The organism is Caulobacter sp. DWR3-1-2 (genome assembly GCF_049896225.1).
Lineage (GTDB): Bacteria > Pseudomonadota > Alphaproteobacteria > Caulobacterales > Caulobacteraceae > Caulobacter.
Genome location: NZ_JAFCTW010000004.1, coordinates 371,665 through 394,679, shown reverse-complemented (window position 1 = coordinate 394,679; position 23,015 = coordinate 371,665). Strand labels below are relative to the sequence as shown.

At 66.5% G+C, this 23,015-nt stretch carries 22 protein-coding genes and 1 tRNA gene; 6 read left to right on the top strand and 17 right to left on the bottom strand.

Annotated features, from left to right (window positions below; translation table 11 throughout):
* From ACP696_RS08540 to ACP696_RS08520, 5 genes are all read right to left on the bottom strand, one after another.
* Positions 1–607 (bottom strand): translation initiation factor IF-2 associated domain-containing protein (locus tag ACP696_RS08540; RefSeq protein WP_426043660.1); only part of this gene is annotated, 607 nt, incomplete at its 3' end.
* A gap of 108 nt (positions 608–715) precedes the next feature.
* Complete coding sequence (locus tag ACP696_RS08535; RefSeq protein WP_426010492.1) at positions 716–1,366, bottom strand: RNA-binding protein; 651 nt, start codon at positions 1,364–1,366, stop codon at positions 716–718.
* 142 nt (positions 1,367–1,508) lie between these two features.
* Positions 1,509–3,209: a transcription termination factor NusA gene (nusA, locus tag ACP696_RS08530; protein ID WP_426010494.1), complete on the bottom strand. Its 1,701-nt coding sequence runs from the start codon at positions 3,207–3,209 to the stop codon at positions 1,509–1,511.
* A gap of 2 nt (positions 3,210–3,211) precedes the next feature.
* Positions 3,212–3,829, bottom strand: coding sequence for a ribosome maturation factor RimP (rimP, locus tag ACP696_RS08525; RefSeq protein ID WP_426010496.1), 618 nt, complete (start codon positions 3,827–3,829; stop codon positions 3,212–3,214).
* A gap of 169 nt (positions 3,830–3,998) precedes the next feature.
* Entirely contained in the window at positions 3,999–4,463 is a 465-nt protein-coding gene (locus ACP696_RS08520; RefSeq protein WP_426010498.1) for a hypothetical protein, read from the bottom strand.
* A gap of 153 nt (positions 4,464–4,616) precedes the next feature.
* Here ACP696_RS08520 and ppa point away from each other — a divergent pair, with 153 nt between their 5' ends.
* From ppa to ACP696_RS08505, 3 genes are all read left to right on the top strand, one after another.
* The gene (gene ppa / locus ACP696_RS08515; protein ID WP_426010499.1) at positions 4,617–5,150 is read left to right on the top strand and encodes an inorganic diphosphatase; all 534 of its coding nucleotides are present in this window, start codon (positions 4,617–4,619) and stop codon (positions 5,148–5,150) included.
* A gap of 260 nt (positions 5,151–5,410) precedes the next feature.
* Entirely contained in the window at positions 5,411–5,836 is a 426-nt protein-coding gene (locus tag ACP696_RS08510) for an Hsp20 family protein (protein ID WP_426010501.1), read from the top strand.
* 81 nt (positions 5,837–5,917) lie between these two features.
* On the top strand, positions 5,918–6,184 hold the full coding sequence (locus tag ACP696_RS08505) for a DUF1150 family protein (protein ID WP_426010503.1): 267 nt from the start codon (positions 5,918–5,920) through the stop codon (positions 6,182–6,184).
* Positions 6,185–6,246: 62 nt separating this feature from the next.
* On the opposite strand, the gene ACP696_RS08500 is transcribed toward ACP696_RS08505, so the two are convergent.
* The 10 genes from ACP696_RS08500 to ACP696_RS08455 form a co-directional block, all read right to left on the bottom strand.
* The gene (locus ACP696_RS08500; protein WP_426043659.1) at positions 6,247–6,531 is read right to left on the bottom strand and encodes a hypothetical protein; all 285 of its coding nucleotides are present in this window, start codon (positions 6,529–6,531) and stop codon (positions 6,247–6,249) included.
* 279 nt (positions 6,532–6,810) lie between these two features.
* Entirely contained in the window at positions 6,811–7,281 is a 471-nt protein-coding gene (locus ACP696_RS08495) for a PTS sugar transporter subunit IIA (protein ID WP_426010506.1), read from the bottom strand.
* Between the two features lie 101 nt (positions 7,282–7,382).
* The gene (gene hpf, locus ACP696_RS08490; protein WP_426010508.1) at positions 7,383–8,027 is read right to left on the bottom strand and encodes a ribosome hibernation-promoting factor, HPF/YfiA family; all 645 of its coding nucleotides are present in this window, start codon (positions 8,025–8,027) and stop codon (positions 7,383–7,385) included.
* A gap of 51 nt (positions 8,028–8,078) precedes the next feature.
* Positions 8,079–8,690 carry an exopolysaccharide biosynthesis protein gene (locus ACP696_RS08485; protein ID WP_426010509.1) on the bottom strand — a complete coding sequence of 204 codons (612 nt, stop codon included), beginning with the start codon at positions 8,688–8,690 and terminating at the stop codon, positions 8,079–8,081.
* Positions 8,691–8,759: 69 nt separating this feature from the next.
* Positions 8,760–10,268, bottom strand: a complete 1,509-nt coding sequence (gene rpoN / locus ACP696_RS08480) for an RNA polymerase factor sigma-54 (RefSeq protein ID WP_426010510.1) — start codon at positions 10,266–10,268, stop codon at positions 8,760–8,762.
* Between the two features lie 236 nt (positions 10,269–10,504).
* Positions 10,505–11,263, bottom strand: a complete 759-nt coding sequence (gene lptB, locus ACP696_RS08475; RefSeq protein WP_426011286.1) for an LPS export ABC transporter ATP-binding protein — start codon at positions 11,261–11,263, stop codon at positions 10,505–10,507.
* An 18-nt stretch (positions 11,264–11,281) separates the two neighbouring features.
* A complete protein-coding gene (locus tag ACP696_RS08470; protein ID WP_426010512.1) occupies positions 11,282–11,860 on the bottom strand; it encodes an LptA/OstA family protein in 579 nt (192 codons plus the stop codon).
* Between the two features lie 15 nt (positions 11,861–11,875).
* Positions 11,876–12,514, bottom strand: a complete 639-nt coding sequence (gene lptC, locus ACP696_RS08465; protein ID WP_426010514.1) for an LPS export ABC transporter periplasmic protein LptC — start codon at positions 12,512–12,514, stop codon at positions 11,876–11,878.
* 9 nt (positions 12,515–12,523) lie between these two features.
* Positions 12,524–13,141 (bottom strand): ribonuclease D, encoded by a 618-nt coding sequence (locus tag ACP696_RS08460; RefSeq protein WP_426010515.1) that lies wholly within the window; start codon positions 13,139–13,141, stop codon positions 12,524–12,526.
* A gap of 223 nt (positions 13,142–13,364) precedes the next feature.
* A tRNA-Leu gene (locus tag ACP696_RS08455) sits at positions 13,365–13,451 on the bottom strand.
* A 143-nt stretch (positions 13,452–13,594) separates the two neighbouring features.
* On the opposite strand from ACP696_RS08455, the gene ACP696_RS08450 reads away from it, so the two are divergent.
* Positions 13,595–14,551: a complex I NDUFA9 subunit family protein gene (locus ACP696_RS08450; protein WP_426010517.1), complete on the top strand. Its 957-nt coding sequence runs from the start codon at positions 13,595–13,597 to the stop codon at positions 14,549–14,551.
* A gap of 36 nt (positions 14,552–14,587) precedes the next feature.
* Here ACP696_RS08450 and ACP696_RS08445 read toward each other — a convergent pair whose 3' ends face one another.
* Entirely contained in the window at positions 14,588–15,397 is an 810-nt protein-coding gene (locus tag ACP696_RS08445) for an undecaprenyl-diphosphate phosphatase (protein WP_426010519.1), read from the bottom strand.
* A 248-nt stretch (positions 15,398–15,645) separates the two neighbouring features.
* On the opposite strand from ACP696_RS08445, the gene ACP696_RS08440 reads away from it, so the two are divergent.
* Both ACP696_RS08440 and gltB read left to right on the top strand, forming a co-directional pair.
* Positions 15,646–17,091: an NAD(P)-dependent oxidoreductase gene (locus tag ACP696_RS08440; RefSeq protein WP_426010521.1), complete on the top strand. Its 1,446-nt coding sequence runs from the start codon at positions 15,646–15,648 to the stop codon at positions 17,089–17,091.
* A gap of 149 nt (positions 17,092–17,240) precedes the next feature.
* Entirely contained in the window at positions 17,241–21,767 is a 4,527-nt protein-coding gene (gene gltB / locus ACP696_RS08435) for a glutamate synthase large subunit (protein WP_426010523.1), read from the top strand.
* Between the two features lie 25 nt (positions 21,768–21,792).
* Here the strand turns inward: gltB and ACP696_RS08430 are convergent, their stop codons facing one another.
* Positions 21,793–22,941 carry a citrate synthase gene (locus tag ACP696_RS08430; protein ID WP_426010525.1) on the bottom strand — a complete coding sequence of 383 codons (1,149 nt, stop codon included), beginning with the start codon at positions 22,939–22,941 and terminating at the stop codon, positions 21,793–21,795.
* Positions 22,942–23,015: the final 74 nt, after the last annotated feature.

Genomic DNA, 23,015 nt, shown 5'->3' with positions numbered 1-23,015 from the left:
CGCGCGGCGCTGCGGGAGCCGAGGCCGGAGCAGGAGCCGCGGCGGCCGTCGGAGCCGGAGCAGCAGGCGCGGCGACCACGCGGGCGACCGGGGTGGGGGCGACCGGGGTGGGCGCGACCGGAGCGGCGGCGACCGGAGCCGCAGGCGCCTCCGGAGCAGGAGTCGGCGTCGCGGCGACCTTGGCGGTCGCGGCGGCCTTAGCGGCGGTTTCGCTCGCGGCGGCCTCGGCGGCCGTGGCGCGAGCCTCGGCGGCGCGGCGTTCGCCGGCTTGACGTTCCTGATGTTCGCGAGCGGCCTCGATGGCGCGCTGACGGGCCAGCATCTCGCCTTGCGACAGGCCGCCAGCCGAAGAGCCGCCACCGCCGGAAGACTGCTGACGCGGCGCGGCGTTGTGACGCTCGGCCGAGGACGGCGCGGCGAGGTTGCCTGCCGGAGCCGCGTGCGGACGCACGCGTTTGGTTTCAACCACCACCGTCTTGGTGCGGCCGTGGCTGAAGCTCTGCTTCACTACACCGGCGCTGACAGACCCCTGGCGGGGCTTCAGCGTTATGGGCGCTCTGCCCCCGGGGTTGGAACCAGGCCGACCGTTATCGTTCTCGTCGCTCATGCGCTCGCTTGTACTTCCGCCAGCTGAGGCTGGCCAAAACCGTTAGATCCATATGAGAACGGGGCCTGGACGTACCTCCCAAAGGAAGCGCGTTTCCGGGCCCTTATCTCAAGGCTCCTCACGCCAACTCGCCGACCAACTCGGAGGGGAGAGTGGGCGGAAGCCTGATAACCGCTCGACATCCAATGTCCAGCGATCAGTGCCGCGCCCGGCAAGAAGCGCCGTGTGTATCACATTCTCCCCGCCCAAGGCCAAACCCAATTCGTCGGATGAGAACATACCGAGGATTTTCGGGTCGTTCGGGGCCTTGTAGGCGGCGGTGAGAATCTTTCGCCGGCCGTCGGCGGCGCTGTCTGACGCCTCGATGAGCCAAGCGGTCTTGCCCGACGCCAGGGCCGAGCAGACCTTTTCGAAGCCCGAGATAATGTTTCCGCCGCGCCGTGCAAGACCCAGCCCGTCGAGAACGCGCCGAACCAGCAGTTGCTCCACCTGGTCGGCCAGGTCGGCCGGAGCCGACAGCTTTGTCTTGGCCGAGCGCGAAAACAGGCCCTTCTTGGCCGCCAGGGTCACCGCCTCGCGCGTGGCGTCCACCCACATGCCGCGACCCGGCAGCTTGCGCGCCACGTCGGGCACGACCGCCCCGTCGGGACCGATCACGAACCGCACCAGGCGCGCCTCGTCGGTCGCCTCGCCCAGGACGATGTCCTTGCGCTGGCGCGAAGCTTCGGCGTGGGTCTTGGGGGCGTCGGGCTCTGTCATCAATGCTCGTCATCAACCGCTTCCCGGCCTGCGGGTCGCGCAAGCGCGCCCGAGGATAAGCTCCGGCCGGGACCCAGATTCACCCTGAGAGGCTCATGGGCTTTCACCTGGGCCCCGACCTTCGTCGGGGAAACGGAAGTTTCTAGTCTTCCTTGGTCTCGTCGTCAGTCGCGTCCTCGGTCTCTTCAGCCGGCTCAGCGTCTTCGGTGATCTCGTCCGAGGCCTCGGCCGGCGCTTCGCCCGCGTCTTCGACCTCTTCTTCGATATATTCCGGCTCCGGCGGAGCCTCGACCCAGCCCATTAAGACGCGGGCGCGCATGATCAGCGCCTCGGCGTCTTCCGGCGACAGGTTGAAGCTGTCGAGAATGCCAGCTTCGCGGGTGCGTTCGCCGTCCTTGGTCTCGAACCAGCCACGCAGGTCGTCGGGGATCAGGCCGGCCAGGTCCTCGACCGACTTCACGTCGCCTTCGCCCAAGGCCACGGCCATGGGCAAGGTGACGCCTTCGACCTCCAGCACGCCGTCCTCAACGCCCAGCGCGACGCGCTTGGCGTTGAGCGCCGCGGCTTCCTTGTCGAGATATTCGCGGGCCCGAGTCTGAAGCTCCTCGGCCGTCTCGTCGTCGAAGCCTTCGATGGCGGCGATTTCGTGCGGCTCGACATAGGCGACGTCTTCCACCGTGGCGAAGCCTTCGGTGACCAGCAGCTGGGCGATGACCTCGTCGACGTCCAGGGCTTCCTGGAACAGGGCGGTGGTCTCGGTGAACTGCTTCTGACGGCGCTCGCTCTCCTGGGCCTCCGTCATGATGTCGATCTGCCAGCCGGTCAGCTGCGAGGCGAGTCGAACGTTCTGGCCGCGACGGCCGATGGCCAGCGACAGCTGCTCATCTGGCACCACGACTTCGACGCGCTCGTCTTCCTCGTCCATCACGACCTTGGACACCTCGGCCGGGGCCAAGGCGTTGACGATGAAGGTCGCTTCGTCCTCGGACCATTGGATGATGTCGATCTTCTCTCCCTGCAGCTCGGCCACAACGGCCTGGACGCGCGAGCCGCGCATGCCGACGCAGGCGCCAACGGGGTCGATGCTGCTGTCGTTGGAGATCACGGCCATCTTGGCGCGCGAGCCCGGGTCGCGGGCCACGGCGCGGATCTCGATGACGCCGTCATAGACTTCCGGCACTTCCTGCGCGAACAGCTTGGCCATGAAGCCGCCGTGGGCGCGCGACAGCATGATCTGCGGGCCCTTGGTCTCGCGACGGACGTCGTAGATGTAGGCGCGGATGCGGTCACCGACGTTGAAGTTCTCGCGCGGGATCGACTGGTCGCGGCGCATGATGCCTTCGCCGCGGCCGAGGTCAACGATCACGTTGCCGTATTCGACGCGCTTGACGCTGCCATTGACGATCTCGCCGGCGCGATCCTTGTACTCGTCGTACTGGCGCTCGCGCTCGGCTTCGCGGACCTTATGCATGACGACCTGGCGGGCCATCTGGGTCTGGACGCGGCCGATCTCGAACGGCGGCAGATCTTCCTCGTAGATCTTGCCCACCTCGGCGTCGCGCCAGGTGCGCCTGGCCGACGACAGCTGGACCTTGCCGATCTCGCCTTCCAGCTCGAAGTCATCAGCCACGACCTCGATGACCCGCTTCTGGCTGGTCTCGCCGGTCTTGGTGTCGATCTTCACCCGGATATCGTGCTCGGCGCCGTAACGGGCCCGGGCCGCCTTTTGCAGAGCGTCCTCGATCGCCTCGATGACGACTTCCTTCTCGATGCCTTTTTCGCGCGCGACGGCGTCGGCGATTTGCAGCAGCTCGAGGCGGTTGGCGGAAATGCCGATGGCCATGGTCAGTCCTCTTCACTTTCGGACAGGTCAATGTCGTCTTCGGCGTCGTCGCCGAGGTCTTCGTTGTCGGCGTCAGCGCCTTCGCCGACGCGGGCGGCGCGCTGGTCGGCGCCCCGCTTCATCAGTTGGTCCGTCAGCACCAGCTTGGCGTCGACGATCCAGTCGAACGGGAAATAGACGGTGGTGTCGTCCTCGCCCTCGATGTTCAGGCCCACCTGGCCATCCTCGACGCCGGCCAGTTCGCCCTTGAAGCGCTTGCGGCCCTCGGCGACGCGGTCCAGCTCGAGGCGGACCTCCAGGCCGGCATAGGTGTCGAAGTCCTTCAGCCGGGTCAGGGGGCGATCGACGCCGGGGCTGGAGACTTCCAGGGTGTATTCGCCGCTGATCGGGTCGGCGGCGTCCATCACTTCGGAGATGGCGCGCGACAGCTTGGCGCAGTCCTCGACGTTCATGTCGCCGCCGCTGCCATCTTCGAGCAAAGGCCGCTCGGCCATGATCTGCAGCCGGCGCTGTTCGGCCCCGCCCATTAGGCGCAGGCGCACCAGTTCGTAGCCGACGGAATCGGCCACGGGATCGAGCAGTTCGATCAGACTACGGTCTTCTTGCGTCTTGCCGCGCAAAGGGTCTCTCAACTCACTGGCGGCCGCCCAAAACCTTGCTGGCTAAAGCCTAGCTGGCGAGCGGCCAAAGAAAAAGCGGCAGCCTTTCGGGCCGCCGCTCGAAAGCGCTATCAGCGCTGACGGACGATGTAGGAGCTATATAGCGCGATGTTTGCGCGGTTGGAAGTCCCTACTCGTGACCCTCCGTCAGGAGCGCCTGAGCCCGCGCGAGCGCGCCCCACGTCTCACAGTCCTTCGAGATCCCCCCCGCCCGGCCGCGCCAATGGATGTTCAGCTGGGTCGACGGCGGATCCAGACAATAATAGTGGTCTGTAGGGGCAGGCGTCTCGACGAGGACGGCGGGATCGTCGAGCGCGACATCCAGCGCCGCCCCTTCCAGCGCGGTAAGACGCCAGTGGTGCTCCTCGGTAGTGAGAAAGCTCATCACGCGCGACACCGTCCAGCGGCCCTTGCCCTCGCGACGCGCCACCAGACTGGTCTCGCCACCGCCAGCGAGCCGGGCTTCGTTGAAGATCCGGACCTCGCCTTTCGCGCTGCTCGCGGACAGGCCCGCTTGGGCCCGGAGCTTCACATGCCAATCCTCGGCCTGCGCTGCGGCGACGGCCGGCGCCAGGGCGGTGATCAGCAAGATCATGAGGAGGCGGCGAAAGATCATGAATTCAGTGTAGATAACGAGCCTGGCCGCATCCATCGCCGTAACGGCTTCCGCACCGCAACATTTGTGGCCTATACAGTCGCCCGCGCAGGCCGCCTCTCCAGCGGACCTAAATCCCAAAGAAGAGTCACAATGGACCTCTCCAAGATCGCCACCGGCGTGAACCCGCCCTATGACCTCAACGCCGTCATCGAGATCCCGCAAGGCGGCGAGCCGGTGAAATATGAGATCGACAAGGCCAGCGGCGCCCTGATGGTCGATCGCTTCCTGCACACGGCGATGTTCTATCCGGCCAATTACGGCTTCATTCCCCACACCCTGGCGGACGACGGCGATCCCGCCGACATCATGGTGGTGGGTCCGACCCCGGTGGTGCCGGGCGCGATCATCCGCTGCCGCCCGATCGGCACCCTGATGATGGTCGATGAAGCCGGTTCGGACGAAAAGATCCTGGCCGTGCCGGTCGACAAGCTCCACCCCTTCTATACGGGCGTGAACAGCTGGCGCGACCTGCCGGTGATCCTCACCGAGCAGATCGCCCACTTCTTCCAGCACTATAAAGACCTGGAAAAGGGCAAGTCGACCAAGATCAGCGGCTGGGCCGACCTGGAAGAAACCGCCGAGATCATCCGTACGGCGATCAAGCGCCACGACGAAAGCTACTGAATTAGCACAGGTTCTTTCCCTCCCCTTAATGGGGAGGGGGGACCACCAAGTGGTGGGTGGGGCTTCGCCGCCCCCTTGACCCATCAAACCCCACCAGACCTCTTCGGTGCGCCCTCCCCCTGTGGGGTCCCACGGGGGCAGGCGCTTACGGCTCTTGAACCCACCGTCGCCCATCGCCACCTAAGCTGGACGTCGCGAGGCGGGGCGCCGATCCCGGGCCTGGTTCTCGCGCACGAAGTCGCTTGAGCGAGGACTTCGCGATGACCCGCGCCATCCTGTTCGACAGCCCCTTCCTGCTGGGCTTCGAACACACTCGAGACCTGATCGAGCGCGCGGCAAAGGCCGCCGCCGAAAGCTATCCGCCCTACAATGTCGAGCAGTCTGACGACGGCGGGGTGCGTATCACCCTGGCGGTCGCTGGCTTCTCGCCCGATCAGTTGCATGTCACCGTCGAAGGCGGCCAGTTGGTGGTCGCCGGACGGCGCGAGGCGGACGGCAAGTCCGAGACCGACCGCGCCTATCTGCATCGCGGCATCGCGGCGCGGGGCTTCCTGCGCACCTTCGTGCTGGCCGACGGCATGGAGGTCACGGCCGCCACGCTCGAGCATGGCTTGCTGCATGTCGATCTCGCCCGGCCGGAGCCTGAACGGCTGGTTCGCCGCATTCCCATCCGGTCGGTCGGCTGACCTTTCCGGCACTCGTTCCAGCGCGCGGTCTGAACCGACCTGCGTCGCGGGGCGTTCCCATTTTCAAAGGAGTTGGTCTTAATGACACCTGACCCCCATACCCCGTTCTTCTCCGCCGAAGCCTTCGCGGCGCTTGGCGCGCCCGACCTGGTCTATGTGCGGCCCATCAAGGCGGCGGAAATCCTCGAGGACGCGCCGGACGGGGTCAGCGACTTTGACCTGTCGCCCGACCAGACGCTCTACGCCGTGTTCCGCGCCGACGGCGCCCGCCTGGCCGTGCTGACCGACAAGGACTCCGCCGTGGCCGCCGCCCTGGCGCACGAGCTGGCGCCGGTCTCGGTGCATTAGCCCCCGTCGGTAAGTTCCGAGCCGACCCGAGAGACATCTGGGTCGGTTTGGGAGCGGCGCGCCTAATCGAGTCGACGCTGCAAACGCCTCAAAGGCGCCATCCCCCTCAACTGGCTCAAGATCATCGTTGGCTCGCCCTGTGCAGCGTCCACCATGGTGCAGGTGAAGCCCTGGAAGGGTTGTCCATCTCGGGTGATTAAGAGGAAACCAGGAGTAAATACCCTGCCATCATAGTTGACGCCATCTACGGCATCATATTGGTCGAGGTTCTTTTGAATCTTTTGGATGTCAGCCTCGGGTTTTCCCGCGCCGTAATACATCATCTTTCCGTCAGGCGAAAAACGCATGTAGTCTAGCGAAATCCATTTAGACAACGCCTTCGTGGTCGAATTTGGTGTAACGACCCGGCTTTCCCAAAGACCCACAAGATCGCTAGAGGTACACGGGCGGCCCTCAGCCAGCGGCTCGGTCTGTGGAATTTGAGCCCTAGCGGATGCGCCGAGTGCGAGCGCTACACTCGAAGCAAGAAGAAGTGTTCTGATCATCGAAGTGAGCTTCCAGGGCCGCTGACCAAGTTTTGGAAGTATAGCCTTTTACAGACAAATTTGGGCGCTCGCAACCGCCCCTCAAGCCGCCGTCGGCTTGCTCTCCTGCGCCGGGGCTAGCAGCAGATACACCGCGTCGGCCGAGCGCGCTTGGCGCAGTTGTTGCCGCGTCTCGGGCTGGCGCATCAGTCGCGACACCCGGGCCAGGGCCCTCAGGTGGCTGGAGTCGGCGTCGGCGGGGGCGAAAAGGGTGACCAGCAGGTCCACGGGCTTGTCGTCCACCGACCCGAACGCCACCGGCGTCTCCAGGCGCATGAACACCGCGCGAACCCGGTCCAGGCCCTTCACGCGCGCATGGGGAATAGCCACGCCCTGGCCTACGCCGGTCGAACCGGCCGTCTCACGATCGATCAGGCCCTCGAGCGCCTCACCGGCGTCGACGCCCAGGACGCGGGCGGCAACGTCGGCGATGACGCCCAAGACCTGACGCTTGTTGGAGGCGCTGACCCGCAGGATCACTGCGCCTGGATCCAGTAGATCGCCGATCGTCATGGCCGCCAGCTCGCTTCGTTATCGGTCGCACCGAGCCGTCGTTCCGAGAGATTCGGCAAAATGCGGACCTTCCGAAACGCACCAACGAACCCGAGGTTCTGTCAGCTTGCGGCTGGCCCGTGTCCGTTCAGCGCGGGGGCCTTCACCTGCGTCCGTTCGGGATCGATCCAGCCAATATTTCCGTCTGGCCGCCGATAGACCACTGACAATCCGTCGTGTGCGGCGTTCCTAAACACGATTGCCTGGGACTCGGTCAAGTCCAGTTCCATGACCGCCATGGAAACGGTCATCGTCTTCAGGGAGCCCTGGCTCTCGGCGATGATCATCGCGGCCGGCGCGCCGGCGGGATGGTCGTCCTCGCTACTCCAGTCGTCCTCGTCGGCATCGTCGTCTTCGGGGGCCCGCAGCACGTACATCGCCGCGTTTTCGGCCGCCTTGGCGTTGGCGGCGATGGAGTGGCTTTTCAATCGTCGTTTGTAGCGCCTAACCCTCGTTTCGATCTTGGCCAGGGCGGCGTCGAAGGCCGCGTGTGCGTCTCCTCCCGACCCGTGGCTGATCAGTTGCTGACCCGAAGCCAGCTTGACCGAGCAATCGACCCGGAAGGCGTAGCCCTCCTTGCTGATGATCACTTCGGCGTCGCCGCCGCGATCAAAATACTTACCGATGCTCAGGGTGATTTCGTCGGAGACTCGCGCTCGCAGAGCCTCGCCAACGTCGACATGCTTGCCGGAGATTTGGACTTGCATGCGGTAACAACGCGCCTGTCCTGACGTGGTGTCAAGCGCCGCCAAGGCGACTTAAAACAGCCCTGAAAACATGTCTAGCAGGCGTTCGACCGCAGCCATGACGACACCGGCGCTGAGCACCAGCAGGCCGACGCTGACCGCCGCCATCAGATAGCCCGCCAAGGCCAGCAGGCCGTCACGCTGCAGCAGGGCCAGAGACAGCACCGCCACCGTCGCGCCCGGCGCGAGGTTGCCCAGGGGGATCGGCAGCACCAGCACCATGGCCAGCAGGGTGCAGACCACGCCGATCATCCGCTCGCCGGCCGGCGCGAACAACATCTCCAGGCGCGGGCGGGTGACCAGCTCCATCCGCCGGACGATCGGCGTCAGCCTACGGAACAGGCCTCGCAGGTCGTCGCGTTTCAGGGGATGGTGAACCAGCTTGCGCGGCAGCCATGGAATATCCGAGCCCCAGGCGATCTGCGGGGCCAGCAGCAAGATCGGCAGGCTGAGGATGGTCGAGGAGCCTGGCGGCAGGGGCAGGCAGTTGAGCAGTCCGAACACGAACAGCATGGCCCCGAAGGCGCGGCTATCGAACTGCTCCAGCATCTGGCCGACGGTCAGAACGGGGCGTGTGTCCTCGCCAAACCCCTCGATCACGTCGGACAAACTCTGGGTCGTCATGCTTCGCCTTTGGTCGCGTCTCTAGAAACGCAGAGCGCGGCCTTCGTGGCTATGCGCCATCGATCCTTTTTACGCGGTTTCCTTGATCAGCCGTCGACGCTCGACCGAGGAGGGAATTCGCAGGGCCTCGCGGTACTTGGCCACGGTGCGGCGGGCGATGTCGACGCCGGCCCCCTTGAGGATCTCGACGATGGCGTCGTCGGAATGGACGTCGGCTTCGCTGCGCTCGGCCTCGACCAGGCCCTTGATCTTGTGGCGGACGCTGGCGGCCGAATGGGCCTCGCCGCCCTCGGTGGCCTGGATGGCCGAGGTGAAGAAGTATTTCAGCTCGAACACCCCGCGCGGGGTGGCCATGTACTTGTTGGAGGTCACCCGGCTGACGGTGCTCTCGTGCATGCCGATGGCGTCGGCGACGGTCTTGAGGTTCAGCGGCCGCAGGTGCTCGACGCCGTAGGCGAGGAAGCCGTCCTGCTGGCGGACGATCTCGCTGGAGACCTTGAGGATGGTCTTGGCCCGCTGGTCCAGGCTTTTTACCAGCCAGTTGGCGGTGGCGAAACAGTCGGAGACGAAGCTCTTTTCCTGGTCGCTGCGCGCGCCCTTGCTGACCCGGGCGTGGTAGCGCTGGTCGACCAGCACCTTGGGGAGGGTGTCGGTGTTGAGCTCGACATGCCACAGGCCCCCGGGCGTCTCACGCACATGGACGTCGGGCACCAGGGTCTGGGGCGGGTCGGAGTGGAAAGCCGCGCCGGGGCGGGGGGTCAGGGCGCGGATCTCGGCGATCATTTCGCGCAGGTCCTCGTCGTCGACGCCGCAGATCTTGCGCAGGCCATTCATGTCGCGCTTGGCCAGCAGGTCCAGATTGTCCAGCAGGGCGGCCATGCAGGGGTCGTAGCGATTGACGTCCTTCAGCTGCAGGGCCAGGCACTCGCGCACATCGCGGGCCAGGACGCCGGCTGGCTCGAAGCCCTGAAGGGCGCCCAGAACCCCTTCGACGAAGGCAAGCTCGCAGCCCAGGCGCTCGGCCACCTCACCGAGGTCGGCGCGCAGATAGCCGGTCTCGTCCACCGCGTCGATCAGCACCCGGGCCACCACGTTCTGGGCGGGGGAGAGACCCGCCACCGACAGCTGGCCGGTCAGGTGCTCGGTCAGGGTCGGGGGCCGGGTAAGGGCGCTTTCGTAATTGTCGTCGCTCTCGAAATTGCCGCCGCCGCCGGTGCGCGACCAGTCGATGGCCCCGCCGGCCTGCTCGGCTCCATTTTCCGAGTCTGGGCCATCGCCGGTGGCGCGCTCGCCGGGCGAGACGTCGTCGGGCGTGGCGTCCATCTGGCCGCTGGCGGCGCTGTCGGACACCGAGTCCAGGCCGAGGTTCTCGGTCGCGCCTTCGGGGGCTTCGGACGCGCGCTCGGCCTCGACTGGGCCATCTTCGCGCTGGAGCAGGGGATTACGCTCGAGCTCGGCCTCGACGAAGGCGTCGAGTTCGAGGTTCGACAACTGCAGCAGCTTGATGGCCTGCTGAAGCTGCGGCGTGATGACGAGGCCTTGGCCTTGTCGAAGCTCCAATCTGTGGCCGAGAGCCAAGGCGCCCTCCTGGGCAAATCGAACCGGTGTCGATCACCATTGAAGAGCAGTCTGGTTAACGGGGCGCCAACGTCAGCAAAAAGCGTGCCGCTGCGACCATCTCGTCCCGAGATATCGTCGGTTTTCTTGTCCGAGAGGCCCGAATGCGTGTCGGACACGGCATTGGTGAACGCGATCCTTAGGACCGGATCGCCGTCCGCCCCGACCATCGCGGGGTCGCGGGCCGCAGGATATGCCTAGCCGCGCTCGGCGAAACTGTCGCCCAGGTAAACCCGGCGCACTTCGGGATTGTCGACGATCTCCTGGGGAGAGCCTTCGAACAGCACCTCGCCAGCATGGATGATCGAGGCGCGGTCGATGATGTCCAGCGTCTCGCGGACATTGTGGTCGGTGATCAGTATGCCGATGCCGCGGCCCTTCAGATAGCCGATGACCTCGCGGATGTCGGCGATCGCCAGGGGATCGATGCCGGCGAAGGGCTCGTCCAGCAGCATGAACGACGGCTCGCTGGCCAGCGCGCGGGCGATTTCCACCCGGCGCCGCTCTCCGCCCGACAGGGCGACGGCCGGCGACTTGCGGATGTGGGTGATGCGCAGCTCTTCCAGGATGCTGGTCACCTGCTCGCGGGCCTGGCGCTGGTTCTTCTGGCGCATCTCGACCACGGCCATGACGTTCTGCTCGACGGTCATGCCGCGAAAGATCGAGGCTTCCTGGGGCAGGTAGCCGACACCCATGCGGGCCCGTTGGAACATCGGCTGGCCGGTGATGTCCTCGCCGTCCAGGAAGATCGAGCCGTAGTCTGCGGCGACCAAGCCGGTGATCATGTAGAAACAGGTGGTCTTGCCCGCGCCGTTGGGGCCCAGCAAGCCCGCGACCTCGCCGCGCTTGAGGGTCAGCGACACGCTCTTGACGACCGGACGATCGCCGAACGACTTGCCGATCGCATCGACGAAAAGGCCGTCGCCGGCCGTCTTGTCGGCCCCCAGATATTGCATCGTGAACGCCATTTGATCCTACGGCTTAGCGACGGCGGGCTTTTTGTTCTGGTCGGGATAGATCACCGCGCGCACGCGGGTCTTGCCGCGACCCGTGGCGTTGGATTCCATCTTCACGTCATTGGTCTTGGTCTTGATGGTCATGCGGTCGCCGCGCGCCACATCCTGGCCCTGGACAGCCACGACGTCGCCGGTCACCACGATGGTGTCGGTGGCGTAGTCGTAGACGGCGTGGTCGCCGCGCACGGTCTGTTCGGGCGTCACGTAGAACACATTGCCGTCGGCCACGACGTGATCCACGTCGCCGCAGTCGGCATTGCCGCCTGGACCCGGACCCGTCGAGGTCTTGCCCGGCGTCTTGCGGCGATTGAATACCGTCATCGTCGCGGCGCGCATGCGGGACTTGTCCTGCAGAACCTCGACCGAGCCTCGGAAGATGGTCTTGCACTGGCTGGTGATGACTTCCTGCTCGTCGGCGGAGATATCGACCGGCGCGCTGGAACTGTTGGATCCGACCTGCGCCAGGGCGACGCCGCCCGAAAGGCTGGTCCCCGCGAGGCTGAGGGCGATCACCGCCGGCGCCATCCATCGATTCATCAACCACGTCCTCATCTATTCTGGGGCCGCCTCGCCCGTCTTGCGATCGAGCCGCGTCTTCACGCCGCCCCGGAAGACGATACGGTCGCCCTTGTCATATACGGAGTAGGCGTTGGATTGCACCTGTCCAGTTGGGCCTTCGCCGTTCAGCGTGGTTTCGCCGGTGATGTTTCCGGTGCGCGTGTCGACCATCGCCTCGTTCGAGGCGAAGCGGTAGCCGGCCCCGTCGTCCATGCGAACATTGCCGAACAGCTGGAGCTTCAGTGTATCCTCGCGATAGATCCCCCGATCGGCCGTCGAGCGGGTCGGGACGGGGCTGCCGACGCCCAGTGTCAGGGTCGGGGCGTCGAGGAACACGCGCTTGAGGTCGGCCTCGTCGCGCACCGCCGAGCGGGCGGTAATCAGGAAGGGCCGGCCGTCGCTGGACTGGCCCTGGAAGCGCGGCGAGATCATGCGAATCTGCGCCTTGCTCTCGGCCGGTCGGCGGTCCCCGCCGGTGAAGCTGCGCCAGGCCACCTGGCCGCCAACGCTGGCGAGAATCGCCAGGATGGCGATCGGCAACAGGACCCGGGCCAGCCGCACGCGACGCGAGCGATTGCGCCAACGGCTTAGGTCCCGCCTGTATGCGCCCCGGTCCGCGTCAAGGGTGGTCATGCTTCGTCCTTAGGTGTGGGCGAAGATGTCGACATCTTCCCAGCCGGCCAGGTCGAGGGCCGCGCGGTGGGGAAGATAGTCGAAGGCGGCGTTGGCCAGGTCCATGCGGCCCTCGCGGACCAGCATGGCGTTCAGCCGCTCGCGCAGGGCATGAAGATGCAGCACGTCGGAGGCGGCATAGGCCAACTGCTCGGGCGACAGCGTCGCCGCACCCCAGTCCGAGCTCTGCTGGACCTTGGACAGCTCGACCCCGACCAGTTCGCGCGTCACGTCCTTGAGGCCATGGCGGTCGGTGTAGGTGCGGGCCAGCTTGCTGGCGATCTTGGTGCAATACACGGGCGCCGTCATGACACCCAGGTGCAACAGGAACATGGCGATGTCGAAGCGGCCGAAGTGAAAGAGCTTCACAACCGCCGGATCGGTCAGCAGGCGCTTGAGGTTGGGCGCGTCATAGGTCGAGCGATCCAGGCGCACCACATGGGCGTCGCCGTCGCCCGACGACAGCTGGATGACGCACAGCGGGTCGCGGCCCAGCCGCAGGCCCATGGTCTCGGAATCGATGGCGATGGCGGTCGCGCCGGCGAAGACGTCGCCCGGCAGATCGCCTTCATGCAGGAAGTTGGCCAAGTCTCGTGGTCTCCGCGCCTCGGTTTCGTCGCGCGGACGCCCGAATTTCCCGACACGCCTGAATATGGGGCGCCGACCCTGTCGGCCGGATGAACAGGATATCTAACGCCTGGGCGCCGCGACCGCCAGCCCGTCTCAACCCCCCAAGCGGGTGAAACTCAACTTGTGATGCCGGGTTTTCGTTCGGCGCCACCCCGACCTTCTCGCGAAGGTTGGTAGGGGGTGGTGCCCAGGAGAGGACTCGAACCTCCACGACCTTACAGTCACTGGCACCTGAAGCCAGCGCGTCTACCAATTCCGCCACCTGGGCCCGCAAGGCAATCCGTGGATCGCCGCGAGGCCGGGACGTTTATGCAAAGGTTCTGATCCCGTCAATCGCTTAGTTGCGCATTTCATTGCGAATGGGCTCGCTCTCGTCTATCCCCCGACCACGGGTTTAGGACGAGGTAGAACATGCAGGGTCTGGTCACGGTGTTCGGCGGCTCCGGCTTCGTCGGCGGCCAGGTCGTTAGGCAGCTCGCCAAGGCGGGCCACCGGGTCCGCGTCGCGGTGCGCAACCCCAACCTGGCCTACAAGATGCGGATGCTGGGCGATGTCGGCCAGATCGAGGTGGTGCAGGCCAATCTGCGCAACGTCGACTCGGTCGCCCGGGCGCTGGACGGCGCGGAAGCCGCGGTGAACTTGGTCGGCGTGCTGTTCGAGGCCGGCCGACAGCAATTCCAGACCTTGCATGTCATGGGCGCCAAGACGGTCGCCGAGCAGGCCAAGGCCGCCGGGGTCAAGCGCCTGGTGCAGATCTCGGCCATCGGCGCCGATGCGAACGCGCCTTCGAAATACGCCCGGACGAAAGCGGCGGGCGAGGCCGCTGTGCGCGAGGCCTTCCCCGGCGCGGTGGTGATCCGGCCGTCGATCGTGTTCGGAGCCGACGACAAGTTCTTCAACAAGTTCGGGCAGATGGCCGCCCTGTTCCCCGCCCTGCCGCTGATCGGCGGCGGCGAGACCAAATTCCAGCCGGTCTATGTCGGCGACGTGGCCGCCGCAGTGGCCAAGGCGGTCGCCAGCCCGGCCGCCGAGGGCCTGACCTATGAGCTGGGCGGCCCGGTGGTCTACAGCTTCAAGCAGCTGCTGGAGATGATCCTGCGCGAGACGGGCCGGAACCGCCTCCTGGCGCCGATCCCGTGGTTCGCCGCCAGCTTCATCGGCAAGGTCGGCGACCTGTCGCCCTTGACCCCGCCGCTGACCAGCGACCAAGTCGAGTCGCTGAAGGCCGACAATGTGGCGGACAAGGGCCTGCCGGGCCTGGCCGAGATGGGCGTGGTTCCGACCACCGTCGAGTCGGTGGTCCCATCCTACCTCTACCGCTACCGCAAGGGCGGCCAATATGCCGAGGTCCCGACGGGGGCGTTCTAGGGAAAAGAAAACCCTCTGGGAGAGGGCTTTTAGCGCTTAGCGCGGAATGTAGATCAGCCCCAGCCCCACGACCCCCACCACGATCCGCCACCACGCAAAAGGGGTGAAGCCGCGCTTGCCGACGAAGTCGATCATGTACTTCACCACCAGCAGGCCCGACAGGAACGACACCACGAAGCCGATGGCGATGATCCCAGCCTGGCTTGTGTCGATGTCCTTGTAGTTTTTGAGCAGGTCGAGCGCGAAGGCCCCGACCATGATCGGGATGGCCATGAAGAAGCTGAACTCGGCGGCGGCCTTGCGATCGACGCCCAGCAGCATCGAGCCGACGATGGTCGAGCCCGAGCGCGAGACTCCGGGCAACAGCGACAGGCATTGGAACAGGCCGATGAAGAAGGCGGTCTTCAGGTTCAGGGCCATGCCGTCCATCTCGCGGGGGGCGGGGGCTTTTTTGTCGACGATCAGCAGGATCACCCCGCCGACGATTAGCGACACGCAGATGATCTGCGGGATATAGGGGTTGTCGAACAGGTGCTTGATCACCCCGTGCAGGGCCAGGCCAGCGGCGAAGGCCGGGATACAGCCGAGGATCACGCTGAGCGCGAAGCGGCGGGCTTCTGGCTTGGTCGGCAGGCCGATCACCACCGTCCACAGGCGCTGGAAGTAAAGGGCGACCACCGCCAGCACCGCGCCCAGCTGGATCAGCACGATGAAGGTGTCCCAGCTGGTGTCGGTGAGGCCGAGCGCGATCTTGGTCAGCAGCAGGTGTCCGGTCGACGAGACGGGAATGAATTCGGTCAGGCCCTCGACCAGGCCCAGAACGATCGCTGTCAGCCAATCCGGCATCTTAGTCCCCCGAGGGCCAGGGCCCCTTGAATCAAGGTGTCTGGCGTGCGCCCGACACGGTAAACAATCGGTTTATCCATAAAGTGGACTATTAGAGCGCCCAGCTAAGAGTCGCTCGCACGACTTACTCAGTCAACGTGGCTATAATCGTCCATAATTTTGACTAATGCATTCATCTTGCCGCCAAGAGTCTGTATGACGCCACCGCACGCAAGTTTTTCCCTGGAAGCGGGGACGAGGGAAGTCGCATGGCCGAACGCATGCTGAAATTCACCACGGTCGCCCGTCGCACGCCTGAAAAGCGGGCGGCGGAAGAGCGCAGTGGTGATTTCCACGAGATCTACGCCGATTTCATCGACGCCAAGGCGACCGAGCAGGCCGCGCGTTGCTCGCAATGCGGCGTGCCGTTCTGCCAAACCCACTGCCCCCTGCACAACAACATTCCCGATTGGCTGCGGATGACGGCCGAGGGCCGGATCCAGGAGGCTTACGAACTCTCCGAAGCCACCAGTTCGATGCCCGAGGTCTGCGGCAGGATTTGCCCGCAGGACCGCCTCTGCGAAGGCAACTGCGTCATAGAGCAATCGGGTCACGGCACGGTGACGATCGGCTCCGTCGAACGCTACCTGGCCGACAAGGCCTGGGAGATGGGCTGGGTCAAGCCGCTGGTGGCGGGTCCGGACCGTGGCCAGTCGGTCGGGATCATCGGCGCCGGTCCGGCCGGTCTGTCGGCGGCCGAGCTGCTTCGGGAACAGGGCTACGCCGTCACCGTCTATGACCGCCACGACAGGGCCGGCGGCCTGCTGATCTACGGCATCCCCGGCTTCAAGCTGGAAAAGGACGTCGTCGAGCGCCGCACGAGGCGCCTGGCCGACGGCGGCGTGGTGTTCAGGCTGAACTTCGAGGCCGGCCGCGACGCCACGCTGCCGGAGCTGCGCGCACAGCATGACGCCGTGCTGATCGCCACCGGCGTCTATGCCGCCCGCGACCTGGTGGCCCCCGGCGCCGGCAGCGCCGGCGTGGTTCCGGCCCTCGACTATCTGATCGCCTCCAACAAGAAGACCTTCGGCGACGATGTTCCTGCCTATGACAGCGGCGAGCTGAACGCCGAGGGCAAGGACGTGGTCGTGGTCGGCGGCGGCGACACCGCCATGGACTGCGTGCGCACAGCCATCCGCCAGGGCGCGACCTCGGTCACCTGCCTCTATCGCCGCGACAAGGCCAACATGCCGGGCTCGATGCGCGAAGTGTCCAACGCCGAGGAAGAGGGCGTGGTCTTCGAATGGCTGGCCGCCCCGCGCGCCGTGATGGGCGAGGCCAGCGGCGTGACAGGCGTGCGCGCCATCCGCATGCGCCTGGGGGCCCCGGACGCTTCTGGACGCCAATCGCCGGAGGAAATCGACGGCGGCGACTTCGATCGCCCCGCCCAGCTGGTGATCAAGGCCCTGGGCTTCGAGCCGGAAAACCTGCCGGAGCTGTTTTCCGCGCCCGACCTGAAGGTCACCCGCTGGGGCACGGTCAAGGCCGATGTCCGCCACCAGATGACCAATCTGGACGGCGTGTTCGCGGCCGGCGACATCGTGCGTGGCGCCTCCCTGGTGGTCTGGGCCATCAAGGACGGCCGCGACGCCGCCGACGCGATGCACAAGTATCTGCAGGCCAAGGGCGCTGCGATCTCGATCGCGGCGGAGTAATCTTGGTTTCCCTCTCCCCTTGCGGGAGAGGGTGGCCGCAGAGCGGCCGGGTGAGGGGTCACACCGGCTTATCCGATAGGGCTTTCGACCCCTCATCCGGCCTTCGGCCACCTTCTCCCGCAAAGGGAGAAGGAGCGAGAGACAAGACGATGACCCAGATGGACCTCTATCTGAAGAACCGCCAGGCCCTGATCGACGGCCATGCCTATGACCCCTCGACCGAGCGCGACGCGTGCGGTGTCGGCCTGGTCTGCGCCATCGACGGCCAGCCGCGCCGCGAAGTCGTAGAGCTGGCGATCAAGGCCCTGAAGGCCCTCTGGCACCGGGGCGCGGTCGACGCCGACGGCAAGACCGGCGACGGGGCCGGCGTGCTGGTCAGCGTGCCGCAGGACTTCTTCGTCGACCAGGTCCGCCGCACCGGCCACGCCCTGCGCCAGGGCCCGATCGCCGTGGGCCAGGTCTTCCTGCCGCGTACCGATCTCGCCGCCCAAGAGGCCTGCCGCACCATCGTCGAGGCCGAGGCCTTGCGTTTCGGCTTCTATATCTATGGCTGGCGGCAGGTGCCCGTCGACACCTCGGTGATCGGCGAGAAGGCCAACGCCACCCGGCCCGAGATCGAGCAGATCATGCTGGCCGCGCCGGCCGGCCTGGAGGGTGAGGCCCTGGAGCGCGCCCTGTTCCTGTGCCGCAAGCGCATCGAAAAGCGCGTCCACGCCCAAAACCTGCAGGGCTTCTACCTGTGTTCGTTCTCGGCGAAGTCCTTGATCTACAAGGGTATGTTTCTGGCCGAGCACATCGACGAGTTCTATCCCGACCTCAAGGATGAACGCTTCAGCGCCGCGGTGGCGATCTTCCACCAGCGCTATTCCACCAACACCTTCCCCGAATGGCGCCTGGCCCAGCCGTTCCGGATGCTGGCCCACAATGGTGAGATCAACACCATCAAGGGCAACATCAACTGGATGAAGTCCCACGAGATCAAGATGGCGGCCGACGCCTTCGGTGAGTTCGGGGACGACGTGAAGCCGGTGATCCAGCCGGGCGGGTCCGACAGCGCCAATCTTGACAACACCTTCGAGGTGCTGGTCCGGGCCGGCCGCGACGCGCCGATGACTAAGGCCCTGCTGATGCCGGAAGCCGCCAACGCGCACATGAGCGCCCCGCACCAGGCGCTCTACGCCTATTGCAACGCGGTGATGGAGCCGTGGGACGGCCCGGCCGCCCTGTGCGCCACCGACGGCCGCTGGGTCGTAGCCGGCAAGGACCGCTCGGGCCTGCGCCCGCTGCGCGTGGCCTATACCGACGACGGTTTGGTGATCATGGGCTCCGAGGCCGGCATGTGCGGCGTCGAGGAGAGCCGCATCACCCGCAAGCTGGCCATCTCGCCCGGCCGGATGATCGCCATCGACCTGGCCGAGGGCAAGCTCTACGGCGAAGACGCCATCATCGACGAACTGGCCGGCCGCCATCCCTATACGGATTGGCTGGGAAATATGGTCGATCTCGAAAAGGAGATCGGCCCCGGCCCCGAGCCACGCAAATACGGCCGCGAGGAGCTGACCCGCCGCCAGGCCGCCGCCGGCTTCTCGCTGGAGGACCTGGAAATGGTCCTGGCCCCTATGGTCGAGGAGGGCAAGGAGGCCGTCGGCTCGATGGGTGACGACGCGCCCCTGGCCGTGCTGTCGGAAAAGTACCGGCCGCTCAGCCACTTCTTCCGCCAGAACTTCAGCCAGGTGACCAACCCGCCGATCGACCCCCTGCGGGAGACCGGCGTCATGAGCCTGAAGACCCGGTTCAAGAACCTCGGCAACATTCTCGCGCAGGACGCGGCCCAGGCCGATGTCTATGTGCTGGAGAGCCCCGTGCTCACCACCGGCATGTACGAGCGTATCCACGGCCTGCTGGGCGAGAAGAGCGTGGTGGTCATCGACTGCACCATGCCGCTGCCCGCGCCGGAGGCTCGCCCCGGCGACGCCCTGCGCGCCAATCTCGACCGCATCCGGGCCGACGCGGAAGACGCCGTGCTGCGCGGCTGCGGCGCCATCGTCCTGACCGATGAGGGTTCAGCCCAGGGCCGCGTGGCGCTGCCGATGATCCTGGCCACCGGCGGCGTTCACGCCCACCTGGTCGCCAAGGGCCTGCGGTCGTACGTCTCGATCATCGTCCGCTCGGCCGAGTGCCTCGACACCCACTATTTCGCGGTGCTGGTTGGCGTCGGCGCCACGGCGGTCAACGCCTACCTGGCCCAGGAAAGCTTCCAGGATCGGCTGGAGCGCGGCCTGCTCGGCGACAAGTCGCTGCGCGACGTCTGCATCAACTTCAAGACCGCCATTGAGGCCGGGCTGCTGAAGATCATCTCCAAGATGGGCATCAGCGTCATCTCGTCCTATCGCGGCGGCTACAATTTCGAAGCCGTCGGCCTGTCGCGCGCCTTGGCCGCCGAGTTCTTCCCCGGCATGCCGTCGCGCATCTCGGGGATCGGCCTTGCGGGCCTGGAGAGCAAGGCGGTCGAGCTGCATCGCAAGGCCTGGGACAGCGCGGCGGTCACCCTGCCGGTCGGCGGCCTCTACAAGCTGCGTCGTTCGGGCGAGACCCACGCCTTCGAGGCGCGGCTGATCCACACCCTGCAGAGCGCCTGCGACACCGGCGATTTCGAACTCTATCGGCGGTGGTCGCACGGCCTGCGCACGCAGAAGCCCGTGCAGTTGCGCGACCTGCTGGACTGGCGTTCGGACCGCAACCCGATCTCCACCGACGACGTCGAGAGCGTCAACGAGATCCGCAAGCGCTTCGTCACGCCGGGCATGAGCTTGGGCGCCCTGGGCCCGGAAGCCCACGGCATGCTGAACATCGCCATGAACCGCATCGGGGCCAAGTCGGTGTCGGGCGAGGGCGGCGAGGACCCGGCGCGTTACAAGCCCTTGCCAAATGGCGACAACCCCAACAGCGCCATCAAGCAGGTGGCCTCAGGAAGGTTTGGCGTCACCGCCGAATATCTGAACCAATGCCGGGAAATCGAGATCAAGGTCGCCCAAGGCGCCAAGCCCGGCGAGGGTGGCCAATTGCCGGGCTTTAAAGTGACGGAGATGATTGCACGTCTCCGCCACGCCACGCCCGGTGTCATGCTGATCAGCCCGCCACCGCACCACGACATCTATTCGATCGAAGACCTGGCGCAGCTGATCTATGATCTGAAGCAGATCAACCCGATCGCCCGCGTCACGGTCAAGCTGGTGGCGGCCACCGGCATCGGGGCCATCGCGGCCGGGGTCGCCAAGGCCAAGGCCGACGTCATTCTCGTCGCCGGCAATGTCGGCGGCACCGGCGCGTCCTCGCAGACCTCGGTGAAATATGCCGGCGGTCCGTGGGAGATGGGCCTGTCGGAGGCCAATCAGGTCCTGACGCTCAACAACCTGCGCCACTCGGTGGTGCTACGCACGGACGGCGGCATCCGCACCGGCCGCGACGTGGTGATCGCCGCCATGCTGGGCGCCGAGGAGTTCGGCATCGGCACCGCGTCCCTGGTGGCCATGGGCTGCATCATGGTGCGTCAGTGCCATTCCAACACCTGCCCGGTCGGGGTCTGCACCCAGGACGAGGCCCTGCGCGCCAAGTTCACCGGCACGCCGGAGAAGGTCATCAACCTCTTCAGCTTCATCGCTGAGGAGGTGCGCGAAATCTTGGCCGGCCTGGGCTTCAAGAGCTTGCTGGAAATCGTCGGTCGCACCGACCTGCTGGCCCAGGTCAGCCGGGGCGGCGAGCATCTCGACGACCTCGACCTGAACCCGCTGCTGGTCCGGGCCGACCCCGGTCACAACAAGCCCTATTGCACCGTCGAGGGCGGTCGCAATCAAGTGCCCGACACGCTGGACGCCCAGATCGTCCGCGACGCCGCGCCGCTGCTGGAGCGCGGCGAGAAGATGCAGCTGACCTATACGGTTCGCAGCACCGCCCGCTCGATCGGCTCGCGCACCTCCAGTCACATCGTGCGCAAGTTCGGCATGACCGGCCTGCCCGCCGGCCACCTGACCGTCCAGCTCAAGGGCTCGGCCGGCCAGAGCCTGGGGGCCTTCGCGGTCCAGGGTCTGCGCATCGAGCTGACCGGCGAGGCCAATGACTATGTCGGCAAGGGCCTGTCGGGCGCGACCATCGTCATCAAGCCCGCGCGGGGCCTGGCGGCCCCCGAGACAAACACCCTGCTGGGCAATACCGTGCTGTTTGGGGCCACCTCGGGGCGGCTGTTCGCGGCGGGCCAGGCCGGCGAGCGGTTCGCGGTCCGCAACTCCGGGGCCACCACCGTGGTCGAGGGCTGCGGGACCAATGGCTGCGAATACATGACCGGCGGCCAGGTGGTGATCCTGGGTCCGACGGGCGGTAATTTCGGGGCCGGGATGACCGGCGGCATGGCCTTCGTTCTTGACCAGCACGGCCGCTTCGAGGGCCATATCAACCCCGACAGCATCGTCGTCCAGCGCCTTGCCTCGCCCTATTGGGAAGGCGTTCTGCGCTCGCTGGTGACCGAACACGCCTCCGAAACGGACTCGGCCTTCGCCGCCAGCCTGCTGCGCGACTGGGACCGGGTGCGGGACCTGTTCTGGCAGGTTTGCCCCAAGGAGATGGTCTCGCGCTTGCCCCAGCCCCTGGTGGCCGAGCAGGCGGTTCACGAGCGGGCTTAAAGCTCCTCCCCCAGAGGGAGAGGATTTAGCTCGCCGGCCGCACCCCCACGTATCGGGCGCGGGGCCGGATCAACTGCCCGGTCTGCAGCTGCTCGATCGCATGCGCTTGCCACCCCGCCATCCGCCCCACCGCGAACAGGCTGAAAGGCGCATCGATGGGGAGGGCGAGGGCCCGGCTCATCGCCACCAGGGCAAAATCGATATTGGGCAGGAGGCCCGTGGCGGCCTCGGTCTCGCGTCGCAGGTCGGCCAGCAATGGCGGTGCCTTGAGGGCGTCCAACAGGGCCGCCGCGCGCGGGTCGCCGTCGGGATAGAGCGGGTGGCCGAAGCCGGGCATGGCCGAGCCCTGCGCCAACCGCTCGGCCACCGCCCGCCCAGGTCCGCGCCGATCGGCATCCTCGACGAACATCTCGACCCGCGCCGCCATGCCGCCATGCAACGGCCCCGACAGCGCCGCCAGCCCGGCCAGGGACGCCGCCGCCAGCGAGGCGCCGGTCGAGGCGGCCACGCGGACCGCGAAGGTCGAGGCGTTGAGCTCATGGTCGGCCAGCAGGACGAGCGCGCGGCGCACGAGGTCGGCGCCCTGGGCGTCGAGGCCCCAGGCGTCGGCCAGGCGCTGGTGGATCGAGCCGTCGCCGATTGCCCCGGCCACCGCGTCGGCGGCGGCCTCCAGCAGACCGGCCGCCTCCATGGCCAGGGCCAAGGGCGCGCGCCCTCGGGCCGGGGGATCAATTCCGGCGCGGACGGCCAAGGTCGAGAACAGCCGGGCGCGTGGCGTGTCGCCCTTCTTGGGCTTTTTCGGCTCGGGCCCCTTCAGCGGCGCGCCATGGCCGCCGCGCAACAGGCGGGCCGCCTGCTCCAGGCTATGCATCCGCGCTAGGTCTACCGCGTCTTGGCCGCGATAATAGAGCCGGCCATTGATCACCGTGGTGATCGCCGAGGGCAGGACCGGCTCACCCCAGGCGATGGCCTCGGCCGCGACATCGGCGGCCCGGCGGCCCCGGGCCTTCTTGGCGGCTAGGGCGGCGACATCGGAGGCGCGGTACAGGCTGCGGCGCGGATCGTCGGGATGGGCGGCGGCGGCCACCCGGCCCCGGCTGACATAGGCGTACAGCGTCTGGGCCCTCACCCCCAGCGTCGCCATCGCCTGTTCCGCGTCGATCCAATCGGCCATATATATTGATTACATTGATCAAGATTGACGATCAAGGTCTGGGCACGCGGATTAGGCGCGAAAGGAGACCTCTC